Below are 20,089 nucleotides of genomic sequence, written 5' to 3' on the forward strand. Positions count from 1 at the left end.
GACTTATTAAATATAGGTTGCCTTGCTATAAACAATTTACCACCTCCAATTTTGATATAATAAAAATGAGACTATAGTCTCATTTTTATTATATCAAAATCTGACAAATTATGCTATATTTTTATTCAATTGTCAAAATAATATATCTGCTTTATACTAATATATTTATGATAAATATTTTTTATAACTATTTTTTTAGTTTGTAAGACATTATCTATCTAATCTTACTATATGACTGTATGGATTCTTTTTATTTTCAATTAAATCAGCAATTATTCTTGACCCAGCCATAGAATAACAGGTTCCATTACCTTCATATCCTAACAAATAATATTTATTTTTATGGATTGGATCTGCTCCTATAAAGGGTAGATTATCTGTAGAAATACCAAATAAAGCATTCCATCTATTCTCTACTTCTAAATTTAGTCCATCAAATAAATCATTAATTTCTTTGGCTATTTTTTCTGTCTTTTCTTTTAAATCCTCTATATTTTTTTCAAGCTTATTTATTTCTTCATCTAGTCCTCCTGCTATTATTCTCTTGTCTGTAGTGGTTCTAAAATATAAATAAGGGTTTTTAGTTTCCCAAAACATAAGATCTTCTTTCCATGGTAATTTTTTTAAAGGTTTTGAACTAATAGCATAGGTTCTATTTATTTGAGCCTTATCTTTTATAATTGGATAGATATTTGTATAACCTGTTGCAAGTATTATGTTTTTAAATTCTATTTTATATCCTTCTTTTGTATAAATTTGATTTGAAGCCATACTATCTAAATTCACTTGAGTATTTTCAAAGTATTTAACCCCATTTTTTTTATTTTCCCTAGTCAAAGCTTTTATAAATTTATAAGGATTTACATCAGCATCTCTAAAAGTTTTAATTGCAAAAGGTTTATCTAAACTATAATCTTCAATTAATTTATCATTAGCAATACATTCTACTGGGAAGTTATATTTTTTTAAGGTTTTGTATTCTTTTTCTAGTTTGTTCTTATCTTGCATATCACTAGCATAATATATACTACTCTTTGATCTATAATCTGTTTCATAATTTAATTTATCGTTTATAGCTGTTAAATCATCCAGAGATTTCAAACACATTTCATAAAATAATACAGCTTTTTTTTCACCAATTTGTTCTATTAAATCAGATAGCATAATATCACTGCAAAATTGAAGTAAACCTGTATTAGCTGTACTACTGCCTTTAGCTACTTGATCTTTTTCTACAATTATAACCTTATGATTTCTATTTGAAAGAATGTAAGCTGCTAAAGTCCCACTCATGCCTCCACCTACAATAAGTATTTCTGTTTTCTCGTTTTTCTTTATTTTTTCAAATTTAATATCATCTTCCTTACTGACTGTTTTATCCCAATAGGTATCTCCAAAATATAATTCCATTCAAATATCTCCTTTGTTTTTATTTTATTAATACCCATACTTTAAAATTTTATTTTTCTTTTAAAAAAGTTTCTGCAATTGCCTTTGACGAACTTCCAAGCTCCACCTTATAGCCTAATTTATATAGTGCCATTTCTAATGCTCCCATTATTCCATACACTTCTACATGGTGGATTGACCCTAAGTGTCCAATTCTAAAAATTTTGCCTTTTAACTTTTTAAGACCGCCACCAATTACTATATTGTAATCCTCACTCAAAACTTTAGATAAATCAGGGTAATTAATACCATCTGGTAGTATTATTGCCGTAACTGTATTAGAACCATCTTCATCACTTGTAAGTAGTTTAAGGCCCATTGCATGAGCTGAATTTCTAATAGCATTTGTCATAAGTTCATGTCTATTCCATACATTTTCTAGTCCTTCTTCCAAAAGTATATCTATAGATTCTTTTAAGCCAAATAATAATGTAGTTGCAGGAGTATATGGAAATTGGTTCCCTTTCATTCTTTCTTTTACTGCTTTAAAATCCCAATACCATTTACTTATATCAGATTTTTCTACCATATCCCATGCTCTTTTGCTAATTGATACTATACCAAGCCCTGGAGGTAACATAAGTCCTTTCTGAGATGAAGATATAACTACATCTAAGTTCCACTCATCTGTTTTAAGTTCTAATGAAGCAAGAGAACTTATTGCATCTACTACAATTAATGCCGGATGATTTAATTCTTTTATCATTTCTGAGATACCTTTGATGTCATTTTTAATTCCTGTTGATGTTTCATTGTGTGGTAAACATACTGCTTTTATTTCCTTATCCTTATCATTTTCTAAAACTTCTTTGATATCTATCGGACTTACAGAGGATCCCCATTCTTTTTCTATTGGTATTACATTTAAACCATGATTTTCTGCTATATCAGCCATCCTATCACTAAATACCCCCAACTTAATTACAGCTAGCTTATCTCCTCTTGAAAATAAATTAACTATGGAAGCTTCTAAAATTCCACTGCCTGAGCTTGGAAATAACAAAAGATCATTTTCTGTTTTATAAATTTTCTTTAATCCACTTACACAATAACCCACTAGTTCTTCAAATTCTTCCCCCCTGTGGTTTAATAATGGCTTAGATAAACTTCTAAGTATCCTTTCTGGTACATTTGTTGGTCCTGGTATTTGTAAATATTTTCTTCTTTCCATTTTCTTAGCTCCAATCTATATATTATTTATTGTTTCTTTGACCACTTTTACAACTCTCTCTATTTCATTTTCTTCAATTCCTAAGTGTGTAACCATTCTAAAACTATCATCTGAAATTCTTTTTGCTTTAATTTTATTTTCTTTTAACCTATCTAAAAATTCATCTATAGTTATTGGTAGTTTCTTTACTGAACCTGTTAATATTGATGTATGGATATTATCTACATTTACATCTAAACCTTCTATAGCACTTAGTTTTTCACCTAGTATTTTTGCATTTTTATTATCTTCTTTTAATCTAGGTATCATCTCTTTAATAGCTACTATAGCTGGTGCTGCTAAAAAACCTGCTTGTCTAAAGCCCCCACCTAATCTTTGTTTTATCCACCTTGCCTTTTCTATGAACTCCTTATCTCCTGCAAGTATTGCTCCAAATGGTGCACATAGACCTTTTGTAAGTGCAAACATTACTGCATCTACATTTTTCACTATATCTTTAACCTCTACATCTAAGGCCACAGCTGCATTAAATATTCTTGCACCATCCATATACACTGGTATATGATGTTTTTTCCCTAATTCACATACTGCATTTATATTATCTATAGGAACAACAAAACCTGCATTTAAATTGTTAGTATTTTCAATACATATAAGTCCTGTTTTAGCATTTTGAATTCCTTTATTCCTAATTAAACTTTCCATTTTTTCTATATCATAATATCCATTTTCTACATTTATAGGCCTAGTTTGGACTTGAGAAAGTGCTGCAAGTGCTCCTACTTCTAAATTGTATATATGAGAAGTATCACCTATGATAACTTCCTCTCCTCTATTTGTAAATGTCATAACAGCTATTTGATTGGCAAGGGTGCCAGATGTAGTAAATAAAGCATCTTCTTTGCCTAAAATATCTGCTGACATTTTTTCAAGTTTTTTTACAGTAGGATCGTCTCCTAATATATCATCTCCTACTTCTGCATTATACATAGCATCTCTCATAGATTGGGTCGGCTGTGTTATGGTATCAGATCTTAAATCAATATAGTTATCCATATATAACTCCTTTCGTATTCATATCATTAAACTTTGTTATTTTTACTACACAATAATATTAAAGCAAAATTTATGCCAAGTCTAATATTATTTCTAAACACATGTATTTCATGCTCTTATATAATAAATTAACCTTTTTTTATACAGTAAAAAACGTTACATGTTTTAATTATGCAACATGCAACGTTCCAATTTTAAACAATTATATTATATTTTTTCATTTTCCTCCATAGAGTAGTTCTTGATATCCCTAATATCTTTGATGCTTTTGTTATATTTCCATTAGTGGATTCTAAGGCATTGTTTATAGCAATATTTTCACTTTCGTTAATATTTATAATTTTAGTGTCATTATTATTTTTTCTTTTATTATTTTCTAATGGCTTAAATATATATTTTATATCTTATAAATTCATAATTGGTTTTTTGCTCATAACTACTAATCTTTCTGTGAAATTTTTAATTTCTCTTACATTCCCTGGCCAATCATAATCACACAAGTATTCTATTGAATCATTGGTTAGAATAATTTTATCTTTATTAAACTTTTGACTAAAGGCCCCTATAAAGTTTTTTAGAAAATAGTGTATGTCTTCTTTTCTATCCCTAATTGGTGGAATATAAAGTTCTAAAATATTTACCCTATAATATAAGTCTTCTCTGAACTTATTTTCCTTGATTAATTTATATAGGTTTTTATTTGTAGCAGCAATAATCCTCACATCAATTGGAATCACCTTCTTACCACCTATTCTCATTATCTGCCTTTCTTGGAGGACCCGGAGTAGTCTTCCTTGTAAAAGTTGCTCCATTTCTGATATTTCATCTAAAAATAAAGTTCCCCTATGTGCTAATTCAAATAATCCTTTTTTACCATTTTTATTAGCTCCCGTAAACGCACCAGGCTCATAGCCAAAAAGTTCAGATTCTAAAAGGCTTTCAGGTAGGGCAGCACAATTTAAGGCAACAAATGGTCCATTTTTTCTATTACTTAGATTATGAATGCTTTGGGCCATTATCTCTTTACCTGTTCCAGTTTCACCCTCTATTAAAATAGTAGATTCTACCTTTGCATATTCTTTTCCAATACGAATTATCTCTTTTATATTTTTTCCTTCTCCTAAAATATCTTCAAAGTTATACCTTGCAATATGTCCATTTTGAACCACTTCTCTTCTTAGCATACCTTCCATTTCTTCAATTTTCATTGCATCTTGGAATATTATTACTGCACCTAAAATTTCTTTCTTAACCTTAATAGGTACTTTAGATATAATATATTTTTTATCATCAATATTTTCAATAGATTCTATTTCTTCCCCATTATCATTTAATATTTGATTAATATTTATATTAGGTATAATTTTATCTATTTTTTTATTAAGAATATCCTTGCTTTTTTTCTTTAATAACCTTTCTGCAGGAGAATTCAAAAAAATAATTGCACCTTCTTCATCTATAGAAACTATACTGTTTTTTGAATGTTCAACTATAGCCTTATATCTTTCTGCCTTTTCCTTTTGATTTATTGTGGCAATTGCTATTCTTTTACTTTCTTTTATGGCAGTTTTTATCGATTCTTTACCAGTTTGAATTACAATAGGTACCATATTATATTTTTCACTATATTTTTTTATTATCCCCCCACCTACAATAACTTTAACCCCTAACTTATATAACTGCCTTACTCTCATTTCTACTTCATTTTCAGTATTCACAACATGCTTTTCAAACTTTTTTCCTGATATTTTTTCATAATTTTCAATTGAAGATAACATATTTTCAAATGCTAAAATTCCAATTTTTTCATTATAATCTTCTGCTAATTTTATAGTATTAAATATATCTATACTTTTTATAGGTATTTTTACAGTAGGAACATTTATCTTTGCTTCTAAAAGTAGTAATTGAGTTCCACCCCTAACTATTATGGCATCAAAAGATTCTTTTTCTAATTTTCTAGATATTTTTAGTCCTTTTTCCATTGAACCTTCAAATACTATAATTTGTTCTTCAAATTCTTTTGATGCTTCTTTTGCAATATTCACTATATCCTTTGGTGCAATAATTGCTATTTTTAGCATATCCCTCACCCTTTTATGAAGATTGATTTTTATTTTAATAAATACTTATATCTATATGATATTATCACTTTAACATAAGTTCAATAAATATCATAATATATATTATACCATTATGAAAGGAATGATTGATTTGTATAATAGCTACCAATGCCCCTATTATGGCAATGAATCAATATGTAAAAGATGTCCTTATTATTACTGGCACCAGGTATATAATTTTACGAAATTAAAGGATTATGGAAATGACCCTTTCGTTGTTAATATAGAAAAAATCACTAAAAGAAATACCAACTTTCGTACTGCCCTATGGACTGGGAAACATTTACAGCTCACTTTAATGGATATAAAGGTAGGAGGAGATATAGGATTAGAGGTCCATCATAATCTTGATCAATTTGTACGTATAGAACAAGGTCAAGGTATTGTAATGATGGGAGATACAAAAGATAATTTAGATTTTAGAAGGAAAGTATATGATGATTATATATTTATTATACCTGCTGGCAAGTGGCATAATTTAATCAATACAGGAAATAAACCAATTAAATTATATTCTATTTATGCTCCACCAGCTCATCCTCATGGTACAATTCATAGGACTAAGGAAGATGCAATGGAAGATCATAACCATTATTAATAGAAAAAAGCCATATAATAAACTTTAAGTTTATATATGGCTTTTTGTCTATTTAATGATATCCTTAACTACTTCTGAGGCAATTATTAGTCCTGCTGTAGGGGGTACAAATGAAGTACTCCCAGGAAGTTGTCTTCTGGTATGGTTAACTTCACCTACATCTATTGGAATCACAGGTTTTTCTTTTGAATACACTACCTTTAACTTTTTTATTCCCTTTCTTTTAAGTTCTTTTCTCATAACTCTTGCAAGTGGACAAATCGAAGTTTGATAAATATCTGATACTTCTAACATTGTAGGATTTAATTTGTTTCCTGCTCCCATGCTACTTATAACTGGTATACCTTTTTTATTACATCTTTCTATTAAATCAAGTTTAGATGAGACCATATCTATAGCATCAATTACATAATCAAATTTATCAAATAAAAGTCCCTCCGCAGATTCACTATTATACAATTCTTTAAAGTAAATTACTTCTGCTTTAGGATTTATATCTTTTATTCTTTCTTTCATAGTTTCTACTTTTGATTTCCCAACAGTTTTTCTCGTTGCATGGATTTGTCTGTTAATATTTGTAAGACAAATATCATCATCATCTACAAGTATAAATCTTCCTACACCACTTCTAACTAGTCCTTCCACTGCAAAAGTCCCTACTCCACCTATTCCAAATATGGCTACACTACTATTTTTTAGTTTATTTAAATTTTCAGTTCCTATTACCATTTCCGTTCTTGAGAATTCATGTAACATTTTAAGTCCCCTTTAACTTTAGATTTCTATTTTATTTTACTGAATTAGATTAGCATATAAAAAAAATGAAGTCAATGATATAATATTAATAAAGGGGTGATTTTGTGGATACAATTTTAATAAAGGGAAAAATATATATTGAAAAAGATATTTTTAAAGAAGCATTATATATTAAAGATGGGATTATAAAGGAAATAGGCTCAAATGAAGCAATACTTAAAAATGATTGCAATAATATTATAGATTTAGAAAATAAAACAGTTATCCCTGGATTTAATGATAGTCATATGCATCTCTTAGGGATAGGAGAAGCTTTAAGTATTTGCAATTTAAATAATGCTAAGTCTATAAATGATGTTATTAAGTTAGGTAAAGCCTTTTTAAATGAAAATATGGATTATTTATATGGTAGAGGATGGAATCAAGATTATTTCACATCTGGTGAAAATCGTCTACTAAATAGATTTGATTTAGACAAAATATCCACTGATATTCCAATTGTATTTAATAGGGTTTGTGGCCATGTTTCAGTTTCTAATACTAAAGCCTTAGAATTACTTAATATTGATTCAAATACAAGAGTAGATGGAGGTACTATTGAAGTGGATAAAAGTGGCATACCTAATGGTATCTTTAATGAAAATGCCATATATTTAATTCAATCAATTATACCTGAAAAAAGTAAGGAACAAATTGAGTCAGAATTTTTAAAGGCTAGCAATTATGTAATAAGTGTTGGTATAACCTCTGTTCAATCATGTGACATTTCAGATACTACTAGAAATAGATTTGATGTTTTACATGATATTTATAATAATACTAAAACTAAATTAAGATACACTCATCAATATAATTTCCAAAATATAAATCAATTTAAAAATTATATTGATACAGAATTTAAATCTAATGATTATGATGAAAGGTTCTTGTCAAAGGGAATGCTGAAATTATTTAAAGATGGTTCCCTTGGAGCTAGAACTGCCTTGTTATTAGATAAGTATAAAGATGATGATAGCACTAAGGGTGTAGCAGCATTAAGTGACGGGCAATTACAAGACTTATGTAATCTTGCTAGTAAAAATGATATCAAAGTAGTAACTCATGCAATTGGAGACTCAGCTATAGAAAACGTGATAAATACTTATGAAAATACTATGACTAATAATGAAAATAAACTCCGCCATGGTATTGTACATTGCCAAATCACAAATGAAGAACAATTAAAAAGAATTTCTGATTTGAGTATATCTGTTATGGCCCAACCCATATTTTTAGATTATGATATTGATATTGTAGAAAAAAGGGTAGGCAAAGAATTAACTAGAACTTCTTATGCATTTAATACTTTAAATAAAACTAATGCACAGTTAAGTTTAAGTACAGATGCACCAGTTGAAGATGCTAATCCCTTCCCTAATATTTACTGCGCAGTAAATAGGATGAAATTAGATGGCAGATCTTCAGATAATTTTATACCTGCTGAAAGAATGACCATAGAAGATGCCATTGATGCTTATACAGTTGGAAGTGCTATAAATGAATTTAAAGAAGATTTTAAAGGTAGGTTAAAACCTGGATATGTAGCTGATTTAATAGTATTAGATAGTGATATATTTACCATAAATAGTATGAATATAAAGGATATTAAAGTTGAAAAAACCATGATAGATGGTGAATTTGTATATATTAAAAAACAAACTCTTAATTAAGAGTTTGTTTTTTAATATATAGCTATATCTTTCCTGTAGTACATTCCATCAAATTTAATCTTATGGATTTCTTTATAAATATTTTCACGTGCTGAATTAATGTCTTCTCCTAAAGAAGTAATGCTTAATACTCTACCACCATTTGTAACTAATTCACCATTTTCATATTTACTTCCATTATGAAATACCATTAAAGAATTGCTTAAATCTTTTAAACCTGTAATTGAAAATCCCTTTTCGCATTTCTTAGGATATCCCCTTGAGCTAGTAACTACTGTAACGCAAGCTTGATCTGTCCATATTAAATCTGATTCTTTTATTTTATTGTCTATTGTTTTTTCAAATATATCTATCAAATCTGATTCAAGTCTTGGCAGCAATACCTCAGTTTCTGGATCTCCAAATCTAACATTAAACTCTAATACCTCAATATCATCTTCTTCTATCATAAATCCTATAAATATTATTCCATTATACTCTAATTTTTCTTCTTTTAAACCTATACTAATTTTTTCTAATACTGCTTTTTCTATTTTTTCTTTTAACTTATCTGTAAATAATTCACTAGGAGAATATGCACCTATTCCTCCTGTATTTAGTCCCTTATCTCCTTCAAGTATCTTTTTATAATCTTTTGCACTTTCCATTGCTATTATCTCGTTTCCAGATACAAGGCAAATTAAAGATGCTTCTACTCCATAAATAAATTCTTCTATTATTACCTTTTGACCCTGGTCTCCAAATATCTTTTCTTTTAATATATCTTTTAATGTTGCAATAGTATCTTCTTCATTTTCACAAATTATAACACCCTTTCCAAGGCATAATCCATCTGCTTTTATTACAAGGGGATAAGAAAAGTTTTTTACTCCCTTAATAGCTTCATCATAATCTGTAAAAGATTTGTATTTAGCTGTCTTTATATCATATTTTTCCATGAATTTTTTAGAAAATTCTTTGCTTGCTTCTAATTTACTTGCTTTTTTATCAGGACCAAATATTCTTAAATTATTTTCTTTAAACTTATCTACTATTCCAAGTACAAGAGGCTCTTCAGGTCCTACTATAGTTAAATCTATATCTTTATCTATAGCAAATCTAAGTAGTCCATCTATATCATTTGAAGCTATATCTACATTTTGCGCAAGATCTCTAGTTCCGCCATTACCTGGTGCGCAATATATCTTACTTGCTTTTTTTGATTTACTCATTTTAAAGCATAAGGCATGTTCGCGTCCTCCACTACCTATAACTAATATATTCATTTTTTACCCCCTAACTATTAATGTTTAAAATGTCTAATACCAGTAAAGACCATAATCATATTGTTTTTATCTGCCTCTTCTATTACTTCTTCATCCCTTATAGATCCTCCAGGCTGAATAATAGCAGCTACACCTGCTTTTGCAAGTAATTCTATTGAATCTTTAAATGGGAAAAATCCATCAGAAGCTAGTACAGAGTCCTTTACCTTTTTTCCTGCTCTACTTATTGCATTATCAACCGCCCAAACTCTATTTACTTCCCCCAGACCTATTCCTATAGTTGCCTTATCTTTTGCTATTACAACACCATTGGAACTAATATGTTTTACTGATTTAAAGGCAAATAATAAATCTTCTAATTCTTCTTCATTTGGTTTTCTTTTTGTAACAATTTTGATATCATTTAATAAAAGTTTACTATCTTTTTCTTGAATTAGTATTCCACCTAAAACTTTTTTAATATCAAATTCATTTTTATTTTGTTTCATTATGTCTTTTATCTGTAAGATCCTTATATTTTTCTTTTTTCTTAGTATTTCTAAAGCTTCTTTACTATATGATGGCGCTAATACTACTTCTATAAAAATATCATTTATGCTTTTGGCTACTTTTTCATTTATTTCTCTATTTGAAGCTATAATACCACCAAATATTGATTTCATGTCACATTCATAGGCTTTAACATATGCATCTTCAATAGTTTTTGCACTTCCAATTCCACTTGGATTAGAGTGTTTTACTCCTACTATAGTAGCTTCTTCAAATTCCTTTAAAATTTTCAGTGCTCCATTTGAATCATTAATATTATTAAAAGATAATTCCTTACCATGAAGTTGTTTAGCTTTTGATAAGGTTCCGATCGTATTGTTTATCTCTTCATAAAAAGCTGCTTTTTGATGAGGGTTTTCTCCATATCTTAAATCCATTTTAGATTTATAGTTAAGAGTAATATTTTCTGGGAAGCTTATATCTTCTAATTCATTAAAATAATTAGATATCAAAGTATCATAATATGAAGTATAATTAAATACTTTTCTAGCTAAATATCTTCTAGTTGAAATATCTGTATCTTTACCTTTTTTAAGTTCATCTATTATTAAGTCATAGTCTTTTGGATCCACTATAACCGTAACATCTTTATAGTTTTTTCCAGCAGCTCTAATCATAGATGGACCACCTATATCTATATTCTCGATAATATCTTCATGGGTTGAATTTTCATCATTTATAGTTTCCTCAAATGGATATAGATTATTTACTACCATATCTATAGAATTTATATTCATCTTTTCTATTGTTTGTCTATGCTCTTTGTTTTCTCTTTTAAATAACAATCCTCCATGTATATATGGATTCAAAGTTTTAACCCTACCATCTAATATTTCTGGAAAATTAGTTATTTCTTCAACTTCTACTACTTCTATTCCTTCTTTAGATAATAAATCCTTAGTACCCCCTGTAGATATAATCTGCCATCCTAATTCTTTTAAAGAAGATGCAAATTCAACTATACCTTTTTTATCATATACACTTATTAAGGCCCTTTTCATTTTATCTCCCCCAATATTCTTGTTTTTCTACCATCTAAAACTATCCTATTTTCACAAAAAAGTTTTACAGCCATAGGTAAAATTTCATGTTCTATTTTTAACACTTTCTTTTGTAAGGATATGAAAGTATCATCTTCATCTATTTCTACAATTTTTTGCAATATTATAGGCCCTGTATCTACACCTTCATCAACAAAATGTACTGTAGCACCAGTATATTTACAACCATAATCTATTACTTGCTGGTGAACTTTCTCCCCATAACAACCCACTCCACAAAAACTTGGAAGCAAAGAAGGGTGTACATTTATAATTTTATTTTTAAAAGCTTTAATAAAATCATTTGTTAAAACCTTCAAATATCCTGCCAAAACTACTAGACCTATATCTCTGTTTTTTAATTCTTCTATCAATTTCAAATTATATTTTTCTATTGTGTCAAAATCCTTATGGTTTAAAAATAAAGTATCTATTTCTTTTTTTTCAGCTCTAACTAATCCGTAAGCATCCTTTTTATTTGATATTACTAGCTCTATCTTGGCTTTTATATCTTCTTTTTCAATTGCCTCAATTATGGCTTGTAGGTTTGTACCACTTCCTGAAATTAAAACTCCTATCTTTAGCACAATACTACTCCCTCATCACCTTTATTTATTTGACCTAATATATAATACTTTTCATTTAATTTATCTAATAATTCTTCTGCTTTTATTAAATCTTCTTTTGAAACTATAACTACCATTCCAACACCCATATTAAAAGTAGAATACATTTCATTAGTTTCAATATTGCCCCATTTTTCTAGTAAATTAAAAATAGTTGGAGTTTCTATTTTGGATTTATCTATATGAGCTGTCAATCCCTTTGGTAAAATTCTTGGCACATTTTCATATATTCCCCCACCTGTAATATGTGCTAGTCCCTTTATATCAATTTCATCTATTAGATTTAATAATGGATCTTTATATATACGAGTAGGTTTTAATAGTTCCTCGCCTATTGTAGTTTTTAGTTCATCTATAAAGCTATCTATTTTTAGATTTGCTCTTTCAAATACTATTTTTCTAACTAATGAATATCCATTACTGTGTAATCCATTAGAAGGAAGGCCTATTACAATGTCTCCTTCTTTTATATTAGAACCATTAATTATTTTTTCTTTATCAACAATACCCACACAAAATCCTGCTAAATCATATTCATCTTCTGAGTAAAGTCCTGGCATTTCAGCTGTTTCTCCACCTATTAAAGCAGCTGCTCCCTTTATACATCCATTTGATACTCCTTCTACAATACTTGCCATCTTTTCTGGCACAAGTTTTCCAGTAGATATATAATCTAAGAAAAATAAAGGTTTTGCACCTTGACATAATATGTCATTTACGCACATGGCTACACAATCTTCCCCAATAGTATCATGCTTATCCATCATGAATGCTATTTTAAGTTTAGTACCTACCCCATCTGTTCCAGATGCTAATACAGGATTTTTATATTTTTTTATATCCAATCCAAATAATCCAGAAAAACCACCTAAGTCTGATAATACTCCATCAGTATGTGTGTTTTTGATAAGATTTTTTATTAAACTAATTTGTTTATATCCTGCTTCTTTATCTACGCCTGAATCTTTATATGTTAAAGACATATTAATTCATCCTTTCTACTGGGTAATTACCTGTAAAGCAACCTCTACAAAAACCATTTTCTTCTCCTACAGCTTTTAACAATCCCTCTATTGAAATAAAGTGTAGTGAATCTGCTCCTGATATTTCTCTTATTTCTTTGCTAGTTTTAGTTGAACCTATTAAATGTTCCTTTGTTGGTGTATCCATTCCCAAATAACAAGTATTAGTTACTGATGGTGATGCAACTCTTACATGAACTTCTTTTGCTCCTGCATCCTTTAACATCTTTACTGTTTGCTTTATAGTAGTTCCTCTTACAATAGAATCATCTACTAAAATTACTCTTTTTCCAGCTATATTTTCCTTTAGTGGATTTAATTTGATTCTTACTCCTTGTTCTCTTAATTCCTTAGTTGGACTAATAAAAGTTCTTCCTACATATCTGTTTTTTATTAAACCTTCTGCATAAGGTATTTTTGATTCTTCTGCATATCCTATTGCAGCTATTATTCCAGAATCTGGAGCTCCTATTACTATGTCAGCTTCAACTGGAGCTTCCTTAGAAAGTACTTTCCCTGATTCAATTCTTGATAAATATATGCTTTTGCCATCTACTTCACTATCAGGTCTTGCAAAATATATTAATTCAAATAAACATAAAGCTCTTTTTTCAGGTCTTTTCTTTATAGATCTAATTCCATTATCATCAATTACTACTATCTCTCCAGGCTCTACATGTCTGATAAACTTTGCTCCTATAGTATCAAAAGCACATGTTTCTGAAGCTAATATATAATTTCCCTTTATCTTGCCAATAGATAAAGGTTTCATTCCATGAGAATCTCTTGCTCCCACTAATTTATCATTAGTCATAATAGCAAGTGAAAAAGATCCTTTAATTTCATCTAAAGCATTTTTAATAGCATCTTCTACATCATTTTTATGATGTCTTGCTATCAAATTAGCTATTAGTTCTGCATCTAAATCAGTTTGAAATATTGTTCCTTCATCTTCCAGTTTATCTTTTAATTTTATATAGTTTGCGAGTTTTCCATCATGGGCAAGGGCCAAGGCTCCCTTTCTATAGCCAACTACTAAAGGTTCTGTATTTTTGATACTTTTTGCTTCATCAGAAAAAGCATATCTTACTTGTCCAATACTTATATTCCCTCTAAATCTCTTTAAAATATCCTTATCAAAAACCTCATTTACAAGCCCCATATCTTTGTGATAATCTATGAATCCATTATTATTTATTGACATTCCACTAGAAACTTGACCTCTATGCTGAAGAGCATAGAGACCATAGTACATCATTTGAGAAATTTCATCTATATCTTTTCCATAAATTCCTAAAACACCACTCAAATTTATTCCCCCTTAGAAGTTTAAAGCTTCATTCATTTCTTCTACTTGTTTTTTTAATTCTAATTTATATTCTTTTAATGATTCTTTTAACTTCGGATATTTAAGTGATAACATTTGTATTGCAAGTAGTGCAGCATTTTCTCCACCATTGATTGCAACAGTTGCAACTGGTACTCCCTTTGGCATCTGAACTGTAGAAAGTAAAGAATCTAGTCCATCCATGGTAGAAGATTTTGCAGGAATTCCTATAACTGGTAATATACTAAGTCCTGCAAGTACTCCTGCTAAATGAGCTGCCTTACCTGCTATTGCTATGATTACTTCCACATCATTTTCTTCTGCATATTTGATAAATTCAACTGCCTTTTCTGGTGTTCTATGGGCTGAAATAACTTTCACCTCATATTCAATATTAAATTTTTCTAATATATCTACTGTCTTTTTACCTATCTCTTTATCTGAAATACTTCCCATTATTATACTTACTTTCATTTACACTACCTCCTAGTCAAAATATTTAACAGCTGATTTGAATATATTATGTTTGCCTTTTATTTCTATATTTTTATATAAATCTTTTTCCATTCTATCTATAGAAGAAATTGTTCCAAGTACTCTTCCATCTTTACTAGTTAAGGATTCTATATTTCCGAAAGATCCTGTAGGATTTTCTGATTTAAATGTAGTTGCAATTTGATTTTCTAAATTACTTTTATCCTTTAACACTATTCTACCTTCTCCAGTTGCTAGTGGTACTGTATACACATCACCTATATTCATAGAATTAAACCATGGGGATGAATTATTTTCTACTACTATATGACTTGTAGTAGATATGAAACCTTCTTTATTTTCTGCTAAAATTACTGAATCATCTATTAACCCTGCTTTAATTAATCCAGCAAATCCATCACCTATGCCTAGAATCAAACCATCGCCTATATTTAAATGTTTTTCTATTTCTTCTTTTATATAACTTTCATTTAAAATGAATTTCATAAGCTTACCACCTGTTTCAGGCTCACTACCAAATACTGCACCATGTGAAAAAGCAATTATTTGGTTTTGTTGTATTTTTTCTTTGAATTGTTTAAATGAATCTTCCATATTTGCTTTATTTGAAAATTTAAATACAAAGGTTTCTACTTCAGCTCCAGCATCTTTAAATGATTTTTCTAGAGTATATTCTCCATGATTTCCTGTAAATATCGGCAATAATACTTTGGGTTTTATATTCTTATTTGATTTTAATATAATGTTTTTAGTGTTTTTTATTTCTACTTTCTCTTTTAAATCCTTATTTTTTACTGGAAATATATCTTCAAGTGGACTTTCCCATATACTTATAAGTTTATCCATATCTCTAGCTTCACCATCTAAATAAATTTTCTTTTCATTTATAGTAGATCCTAATATTTCATATTCTATATCTTTTAGTATTTCTTCTGGATTTTCTTTTTTAGATAATTCAATTACTAAAGATCCAAGTAATGGTTTAAATAATTTATCTTTTTTAATATCATTAAATTTAAAACCTATTTTATTTCCAAAAGCCATTTCGCAAATGGTTCTAGCTACTCCACCCTCTTTTACACTTTGTGCGGCTTTTATCTTTTTATCATCTACTAATTCTTTGATTCTTCCATAATTCTTCTTTAATTCTTCAAAATCTACAAGTCCTTTATCATCTATCTTTAAAGGAATTAATACTAGATTACTACTTTCAGATTTGAATTCATTAGATACTATATTTTCTAATTTTTCAGTGGTTACTCCAAAGCTTAAAAGTGTAGGAGGAACATCTATATCTTCAAATGTACCACTCATACTATCCTTTCCACCTATACTTGCTATATCAAGTTCCTTTTGAACTAAATAAGATCCAAGTAAAGCTGAAAAAGGCTTGCCCCATTTAATTTCATTTTGATCTAGTCTTTCAAAATATTCTTGGAATGTTAATCTAATTTTTCTATAATCTCCACCTAATGCTACTATTTTTGCAATAGATTCTATTACAGCATAATATCCACCATGAAATGTGCTCCATTTAGCTAGATTTGGCTCATATCCATAAGTCATTATAGAGCAAGTAGAAGTTTGTCCATTAAGTAATGGAATTTTTGATACCATACCTTCTATAGGACTTAATTTGTATTTTCCACCATATGGCATCAATACTGTAGTTCCTCCTACTGTAGTATCAAAGTTTTCTACAAGGCCCTTTTGACTAGCAGCATTTATATCTTTAAGTATTGATTCTAATGACTCCATTTTTGATTTATTATTTAGCTCTTTTGGAATTTCTTCTAAATAACTTTCTTCTTTTGGACTTTCTACTTTTATTTTGATGTTTTTTCTTACACCATTCGTATCTAAGAACTCTCTTTTTATATTTACTATTTCTTTATCTTTCCAAACAATCTTTAATTCCTTCTCATCTGTAACTTTAGCTACTACATTAGCTTCTAAATCTTCTTTATTTGTTTCATGTAAAAATTTATCTAAATCTTTTTTATCTATTAAAACAGCCATTCTCTCTTGTGATTCAGAAAGTGTTATTTCAGTTCCATCAAGTCCTTTATATTTTAACTTTACTTTATCTAAATCTATATATAAGCCATCAGCTAATTCGCCTATTGCAACCCCTACTCCACCTGCTCCAAAGTCATTACATTTTTTTATCATTTTAGAGACATTTTCTTTTCTAAATAATCTTATTATCTTTCTTTCAAGTGATGGTTCCCCTTTTTGCACTTCTGCTCCACTTGTATGAAGTGATTTTTCTGTATGTCCTTTTGATGAGCCTACAGCTCCTCCAAGTCCATCCCTACCAGTTCTTCCACCCACTAGTAGTATTACATCACCTGGAGTAGGAGTCCCTCTATAAACCCAATCTTTAGGTGCAGCTGCAACTAATGCACCACATTCCATTCTCTTAGCTAAAAATCCTTCATCATAAATTTCTCTTACATATCCTGTGCTTGCACCAATTTCATTACCATATGAGCTATAACCTTTCATAGCTGTTGTAGTTATTTTTCTTTGAGGTAATTTACCTTTTAGAGTTTCATCATATTTCTTTCTAGGATCTGCAGAACCTGTTATTCTCATAGCTTGATATACATAACTTCTTCCAGATAGTGGATCTCTAATTCCTCCACCAAGACATGTAGCTGCTCCTCCAAATGGCTCCATTTCTGTAGGATGATTATGAGTTTCATTTTTAAACATCAATAACCATTTTTCATCCTTACCATCAATATCTACATCTATTTCTATACTTGCTGCATTTACTTCATCCGTCTCTTCTTTATCCTCTAAAAGACCTTTTTTCTTTAATTCTTTCATGTTTATAGTAGCTAAATCCATTAAAGTCATAGGCTTTTCTCTGTCTTCATAAGTGAAGTTTCTAGAAGATAGATATTTTGTAAGTGCATCTTCAAATACTTCTTTATATTTTCCTTCATTAAATTTTATATCTTTAATTTCTGTCATAAATGTAGTATGTCTACAATGATCAGACCAATAAGTATCTATTAATTTTATTTCTGTTATAGATGGATTTCTATTTTCACTTTCAAAATATTTCTTAGTAAATAATAAATCCTCTATATCTAGACCTATACTATAATTATCTTTAAATTCTTTTATTTGCTCATCATCAAAATCTATGAAACCATCTATTATTTCAACATCTTTTGCTTCTTCATTTTCTTCATTAAAAGTAAATTTATCTAAAGGTATTTCTTGTGCTGCTATGGTATTTATATGATACTTTTTCATCTTTTCTAATTCTTCATTATTTATATTTTTTAAAATTATTATTTCTGATTGTAATAGATCTATATCTTTATCTGGAAAAAGTGCTTTTACTAGTTTGTTGGTAAAAACTTCTCTTTTGTTATATTGCCCTTTTAATTCTTCTATTCTAAATGCTTTTTCATCATCCTTAAGTTTAAGTTCCTTATATAATTTATCTACTTTTTCTTCATATAAGAACTTTTCTATAATTTCTTTTGCTTCTTCTTCATTTGTGTTTATTAAATCATATACATTTATAATTCGTACATTTTCTAAATCTTTAATTTCTAGATAATTTTTAAATTCCTTTAAAAGATTTTTGGATTCTAAGTTAAAACCTTCTTTTTTTTCAATAAATATTCTATTATAATTCATTAATATTCCTCCTTTAAGATAAAAACCCAGACGGGTAGAGTTCCAGAGTGAAACCTACCCGCCTGGGTTTTTATCCCTTCGGTGTGATACTTTAAAAGTATCTGTATCGCTTGGACCAGCAAGAACAAATTCTCCGGAACCCTAGATACACTCTCACTCATAGTTAAATGATTATCGGTCATTTAATAGAAACGTTTCAACCATATTATGAAACTTATATGAGTTATTTTATTTAATTTAATATTATTTTACCTAGTTCAAATGGTTCAACATACTTGTTATCTTTATATACTCTCATATTACCTGCAGATATTTCATCTATTAATGCAATATGATTGTCTTTACCTACTCTTCCAAATTCTAATTTTATATCATATAATTCTAAATCTTTTTTTGATAATTCTTCTTTTATTATCCCACTTATTTCTCTCGTAAGTTCTGTTAATTTTTTATATTCTTTCTTAGTCATTATATTTAACATTTCTAATGCTTGATCAGTTATCAAAGGATCATCTCTTTCATCATCCTTTAAAGTAACTTCTACATAAGCATCTAGTTCTTTTCCTTCACTAGCATAGAGTCCATATCTTCTGATAAAACTTCCTACAGCTTTATATCTACATATTACTTCTACACCTTTACCAAATGGTTGAGCTTTTAATACAGTCATAGTTTGCTCATTTAAATCTGAATCTACATAATGAGTAGGAATACCATTATCATTGATTTTTTCAAAGAAAAATTTTGTAAGTTTAAGTCCTAGATTTCCCATACCCTCTATACTAAGTCCTACAGTATTGGCACCTGGATCAAAGACCCCATCATTACCTGTAACATCATCTTTAAACTTTAATAAAACCTTTCCACTATCTAATTCATATACATCTTTAGTTTTGCCTTTATATATAAGATTAATATTAAAAACCTCCTACTATAGTTTTTTTGACAAATAAAAGCCCAGACGGGTAGGTTTTCTTAAGCGAAACCTACCCGTCTGGGCTTTTATCCCTTCGGTGTGATACTAATAAGTATCTGTGTCGCTTGGACCAGCAAGAAAAAATTCTCCGGAACCCTAGACACACTCTCGCTCATAGACAGATGATTCATGGTCACCTAGTAGAAACGTTCCAACCTTATTATGGAACTTATATGAGCTTTTATTCGATTGTTATTATAATTAGATATTACCAAGTATATTTATATAAGTCAAGCTTTATTTTTTCTTAGGCTGTTTTTATCT

General features: G+C 28.9%; 16 protein-coding genes and 2 riboswitches. Of the genes, 2 read left to right on the forward strand and 14 right to left on the reverse strand.

Going from position 1 to position 20,089, the window contains the following annotated elements; translation table 11 throughout:
• Positions 1-210: 210 nt before the first annotated feature.
• From ACTHUW_RS03140 to ACTHUW_RS03160, 5 genes are all read right to left on the reverse strand, one after another.
• The gene (locus ACTHUW_RS03140; protein WP_442212472.1) at positions 211-1,410 is read right to left on the reverse strand and encodes an NAD(P)/FAD-dependent oxidoreductase; all 1,200 of its coding nucleotides are present in this window, start codon (positions 1,408-1,410) and stop codon (positions 211-213) included.
• 49 nt (positions 1,411-1,459) lie between these two features.
• Positions 1,460-2,620 carry a pyridoxal-phosphate-dependent aminotransferase family protein gene (locus ACTHUW_RS03145; RefSeq protein ID WP_442199758.1) on the reverse strand — a complete coding sequence of 387 codons (1,161 nt, stop codon included), beginning with the start codon at positions 2,618-2,620 and terminating at the stop codon, positions 1,460-1,462.
• A gap of 15 nt (positions 2,621-2,635) precedes the next feature.
• Positions 2,636-3,676 (reverse strand): threonine aldolase family protein, encoded by a 1,041-nt coding sequence (locus ACTHUW_RS03150; RefSeq protein ID WP_442198113.1) that lies wholly within the window; start codon positions 3,674-3,676, stop codon positions 2,636-2,638.
• A gap of 194 nt (positions 3,677-3,870) precedes the next feature.
• On the reverse strand, positions 3,871-4,077 hold the full coding sequence (locus tag ACTHUW_RS03155; RefSeq protein ID WP_442212480.1) for a helix-turn-helix domain-containing protein: 207 nt from the start codon (positions 4,075-4,077) through the stop codon (positions 3,871-3,873).
• A gap of 3 nt (positions 4,078-4,080) precedes the next feature.
• On the reverse strand, positions 4,081-5,760 hold the full coding sequence (locus ACTHUW_RS03160; protein ID WP_442212474.1) for a sigma 54-interacting transcriptional regulator: 1,680 nt from the start codon (positions 5,758-5,760) through the stop codon (positions 4,081-4,083).
• Positions 5,761-5,881: 121 nt separating this feature from the next.
• Here ACTHUW_RS03160 and ACTHUW_RS03165 point away from each other — a divergent pair, with 121 nt between their 5' ends.
• A complete protein-coding gene (locus ACTHUW_RS03165; protein ID WP_442212476.1) occupies positions 5,882-6,397 on the forward strand; it encodes a cupin domain-containing protein in 516 nt (171 codons plus the stop codon).
• Between the two features lie 48 nt (positions 6,398-6,445).
• Here the strand turns inward: ACTHUW_RS03165 and ACTHUW_RS03170 are convergent, their stop codons facing one another.
• On the reverse strand, positions 6,446-7,153 hold the full coding sequence (locus tag ACTHUW_RS03170; protein ID WP_442212478.1) for a tRNA threonylcarbamoyladenosine dehydratase: 708 nt from the start codon (positions 7,151-7,153) through the stop codon (positions 6,446-6,448).
• Positions 7,154-7,257: 104 nt separating this feature from the next.
• On the opposite strand from ACTHUW_RS03170, the gene ACTHUW_RS03175 reads away from it, so the two are divergent.
• On the forward strand, positions 7,258-8,862 hold the full coding sequence (locus ACTHUW_RS03175; RefSeq protein ID WP_442198117.1) for an amidohydrolase: 1,605 nt from the start codon (positions 7,258-7,260) through the stop codon (positions 8,860-8,862).
• 11 nt (positions 8,863-8,873) lie between these two features.
• Here the strand turns inward: ACTHUW_RS03175 and purD are convergent, their stop codons facing one another.
• The 8 genes from purD to ACTHUW_RS03215 form a co-directional block, all read right to left on the reverse strand.
• Positions 8,874-10,127: a phosphoribosylamine--glycine ligase gene (purD, locus tag ACTHUW_RS03180; RefSeq protein ID WP_442198118.1), complete on the reverse strand. Its 1,254-nt coding sequence runs from the start codon at positions 10,125-10,127 to the stop codon at positions 8,874-8,876.
• A gap of 17 nt (positions 10,128-10,144) precedes the next feature.
• Positions 10,145-11,677 carry a bifunctional phosphoribosylaminoimidazolecarboxamide formyltransferase/IMP cyclohydrolase gene (gene purH / locus ACTHUW_RS03185; RefSeq protein WP_442198119.1) on the reverse strand — a complete coding sequence of 511 codons (1,533 nt, stop codon included), beginning with the start codon at positions 11,675-11,677 and terminating at the stop codon, positions 10,145-10,147.
• Positions 11,674-12,303 carry a phosphoribosylglycinamide formyltransferase gene (gene purN / locus ACTHUW_RS03190; RefSeq protein ID WP_442198120.1) on the reverse strand — a complete coding sequence of 210 codons (630 nt, stop codon included), beginning with the start codon at positions 12,301-12,303 and terminating at the stop codon, positions 11,674-11,676. Before purN ends, purH begins: the two co-directional genes overlap by 4 nt.
• Positions 12,297-13,325, reverse strand: a complete 1,029-nt coding sequence (gene purM / locus ACTHUW_RS03195) for a phosphoribosylformylglycinamidine cyclo-ligase (RefSeq protein ID WP_442198121.1) — start codon at positions 13,323-13,325, stop codon at positions 12,297-12,299. The genes purN and purM overlap by 7 nt, the downstream gene beginning before the upstream one ends.
• A gap of 1 nt (position 13,326) precedes the next feature.
• Positions 13,327-14,673 carry an amidophosphoribosyltransferase gene (gene purF / locus ACTHUW_RS03200; protein WP_442198122.1) on the reverse strand — a complete coding sequence of 449 codons (1,347 nt, stop codon included), beginning with the start codon at positions 14,671-14,673 and terminating at the stop codon, positions 13,327-13,329.
• 12 nt (positions 14,674-14,685) lie between these two features.
• Positions 14,686-15,165, reverse strand: a complete 480-nt coding sequence (gene purE, locus ACTHUW_RS03205; RefSeq protein WP_442198123.1) for a 5-(carboxyamino)imidazole ribonucleotide mutase — start codon at positions 15,163-15,165, stop codon at positions 14,686-14,688.
• 12 nt (positions 15,166-15,177) lie between these two features.
• The gene (locus tag ACTHUW_RS03210) at positions 15,178-18,849 is read right to left on the reverse strand and encodes a phosphoribosylformylglycinamidine synthase (protein WP_442210942.1); all 3,672 of its coding nucleotides are present in this window, start codon (positions 18,847-18,849) and stop codon (positions 15,178-15,180) included.
• A 140-nt stretch (positions 18,850-18,989) separates the two neighbouring features.
• A riboswitch (purine riboswitch) is annotated at positions 18,990-19,091 on the reverse strand.
• The gene (locus ACTHUW_RS03215; protein WP_442199697.1) at positions 19,082-19,765 is read right to left on the reverse strand and encodes a phosphoribosylaminoimidazolesuccinocarboxamide synthase; all 684 of its coding nucleotides are present in this window, start codon (positions 19,763-19,765) and stop codon (positions 19,082-19,084) included. (Overlaps the previous riboswitch by 10 nt.)
• Before the next feature lie 155 nt (positions 19,766-19,920).
• Positions 19,921-20,022: riboswitch (purine riboswitch) on the reverse strand.
• Positions 20,023-20,089: the final 67 nt, after the last annotated feature.

It is taken from the genome of Senegalia sp. (in: firmicutes) (genome assembly GCF_052088025.1).
In the GTDB taxonomy this organism is placed as follows: domain Bacteria; phylum Bacillota; class Clostridia; order Tissierellales; family SIT17; genus Anaeromonas.

What these genes read in the sequence shown, in the direction of transcription:
- ACTHUW_RS03210 (WP_442210942.1), bottom strand. Translation starts at nt 18,849, where the DNA reads ATGAATTATAATAGAATATTTATTGAAAAAAAAGAAGGTTTTAACTTA.
- purD (WP_442198118.1), bottom strand. Translation starts at nt 10,127, where the DNA reads ATGAATATATTAGTTATAGGTAGTGGAGGACGCGAACATGCCTTATGC.
- ACTHUW_RS03140 (WP_442212472.1), bottom strand. Translation starts at nt 1,410, where the DNA reads ATGGAATTATATTTTGGAGATACCTATTGGGATAAAACAGTCAGTAAG.
- ACTHUW_RS03170 (WP_442212478.1), bottom strand. Translation starts at nt 7,153, where the DNA reads ATGTTACATGAATTCTCAAGAACGGAAATGGTAATAGGAACTGAAAAT.
- purE (WP_442198123.1), bottom strand. Translation starts at nt 15,165, where the DNA reads ATGAAAGTAAGTATAATAATGGGAAGTATTTCAGATAAAGAGATAGGT.
- ACTHUW_RS03150 (WP_442198113.1), bottom strand. Translation starts at nt 3,676, where the DNA reads ATGGATAACTATATTGATTTAAGATCTGATACCATAACACAGCCGACC.
- ACTHUW_RS03145 (WP_442199758.1), bottom strand. Translation starts at nt 2,620, where the DNA reads ATGGAAAGAAGAAAATATTTACAAATACCAGGACCAACAAATGTACCA.
- ACTHUW_RS03165 (WP_442212476.1), top strand. Translation starts at nt 5,882, where the DNA reads ATGATTGATTTGTATAATAGCTACCAATGCCCCTATTATGGCAATGAA.
- purH (WP_442198119.1), bottom strand. Translation starts at nt 11,677, where the DNA reads ATGAAAAGGGCCTTAATAAGTGTATATGATAAAAAAGGTATAGTTGAA.
- ACTHUW_RS03160 (WP_442212474.1), bottom strand. Translation starts at nt 5,760, where the DNA reads ATGCTAAAAATAGCAATTATTGCACCAAAGGATATAGTGAATATTGCA.
- purM (WP_442198121.1), bottom strand. Translation starts at nt 13,325, where the DNA reads ATGTCTTTAACATATAAAGATTCAGGCGTAGATAAAGAAGCAGGATAT.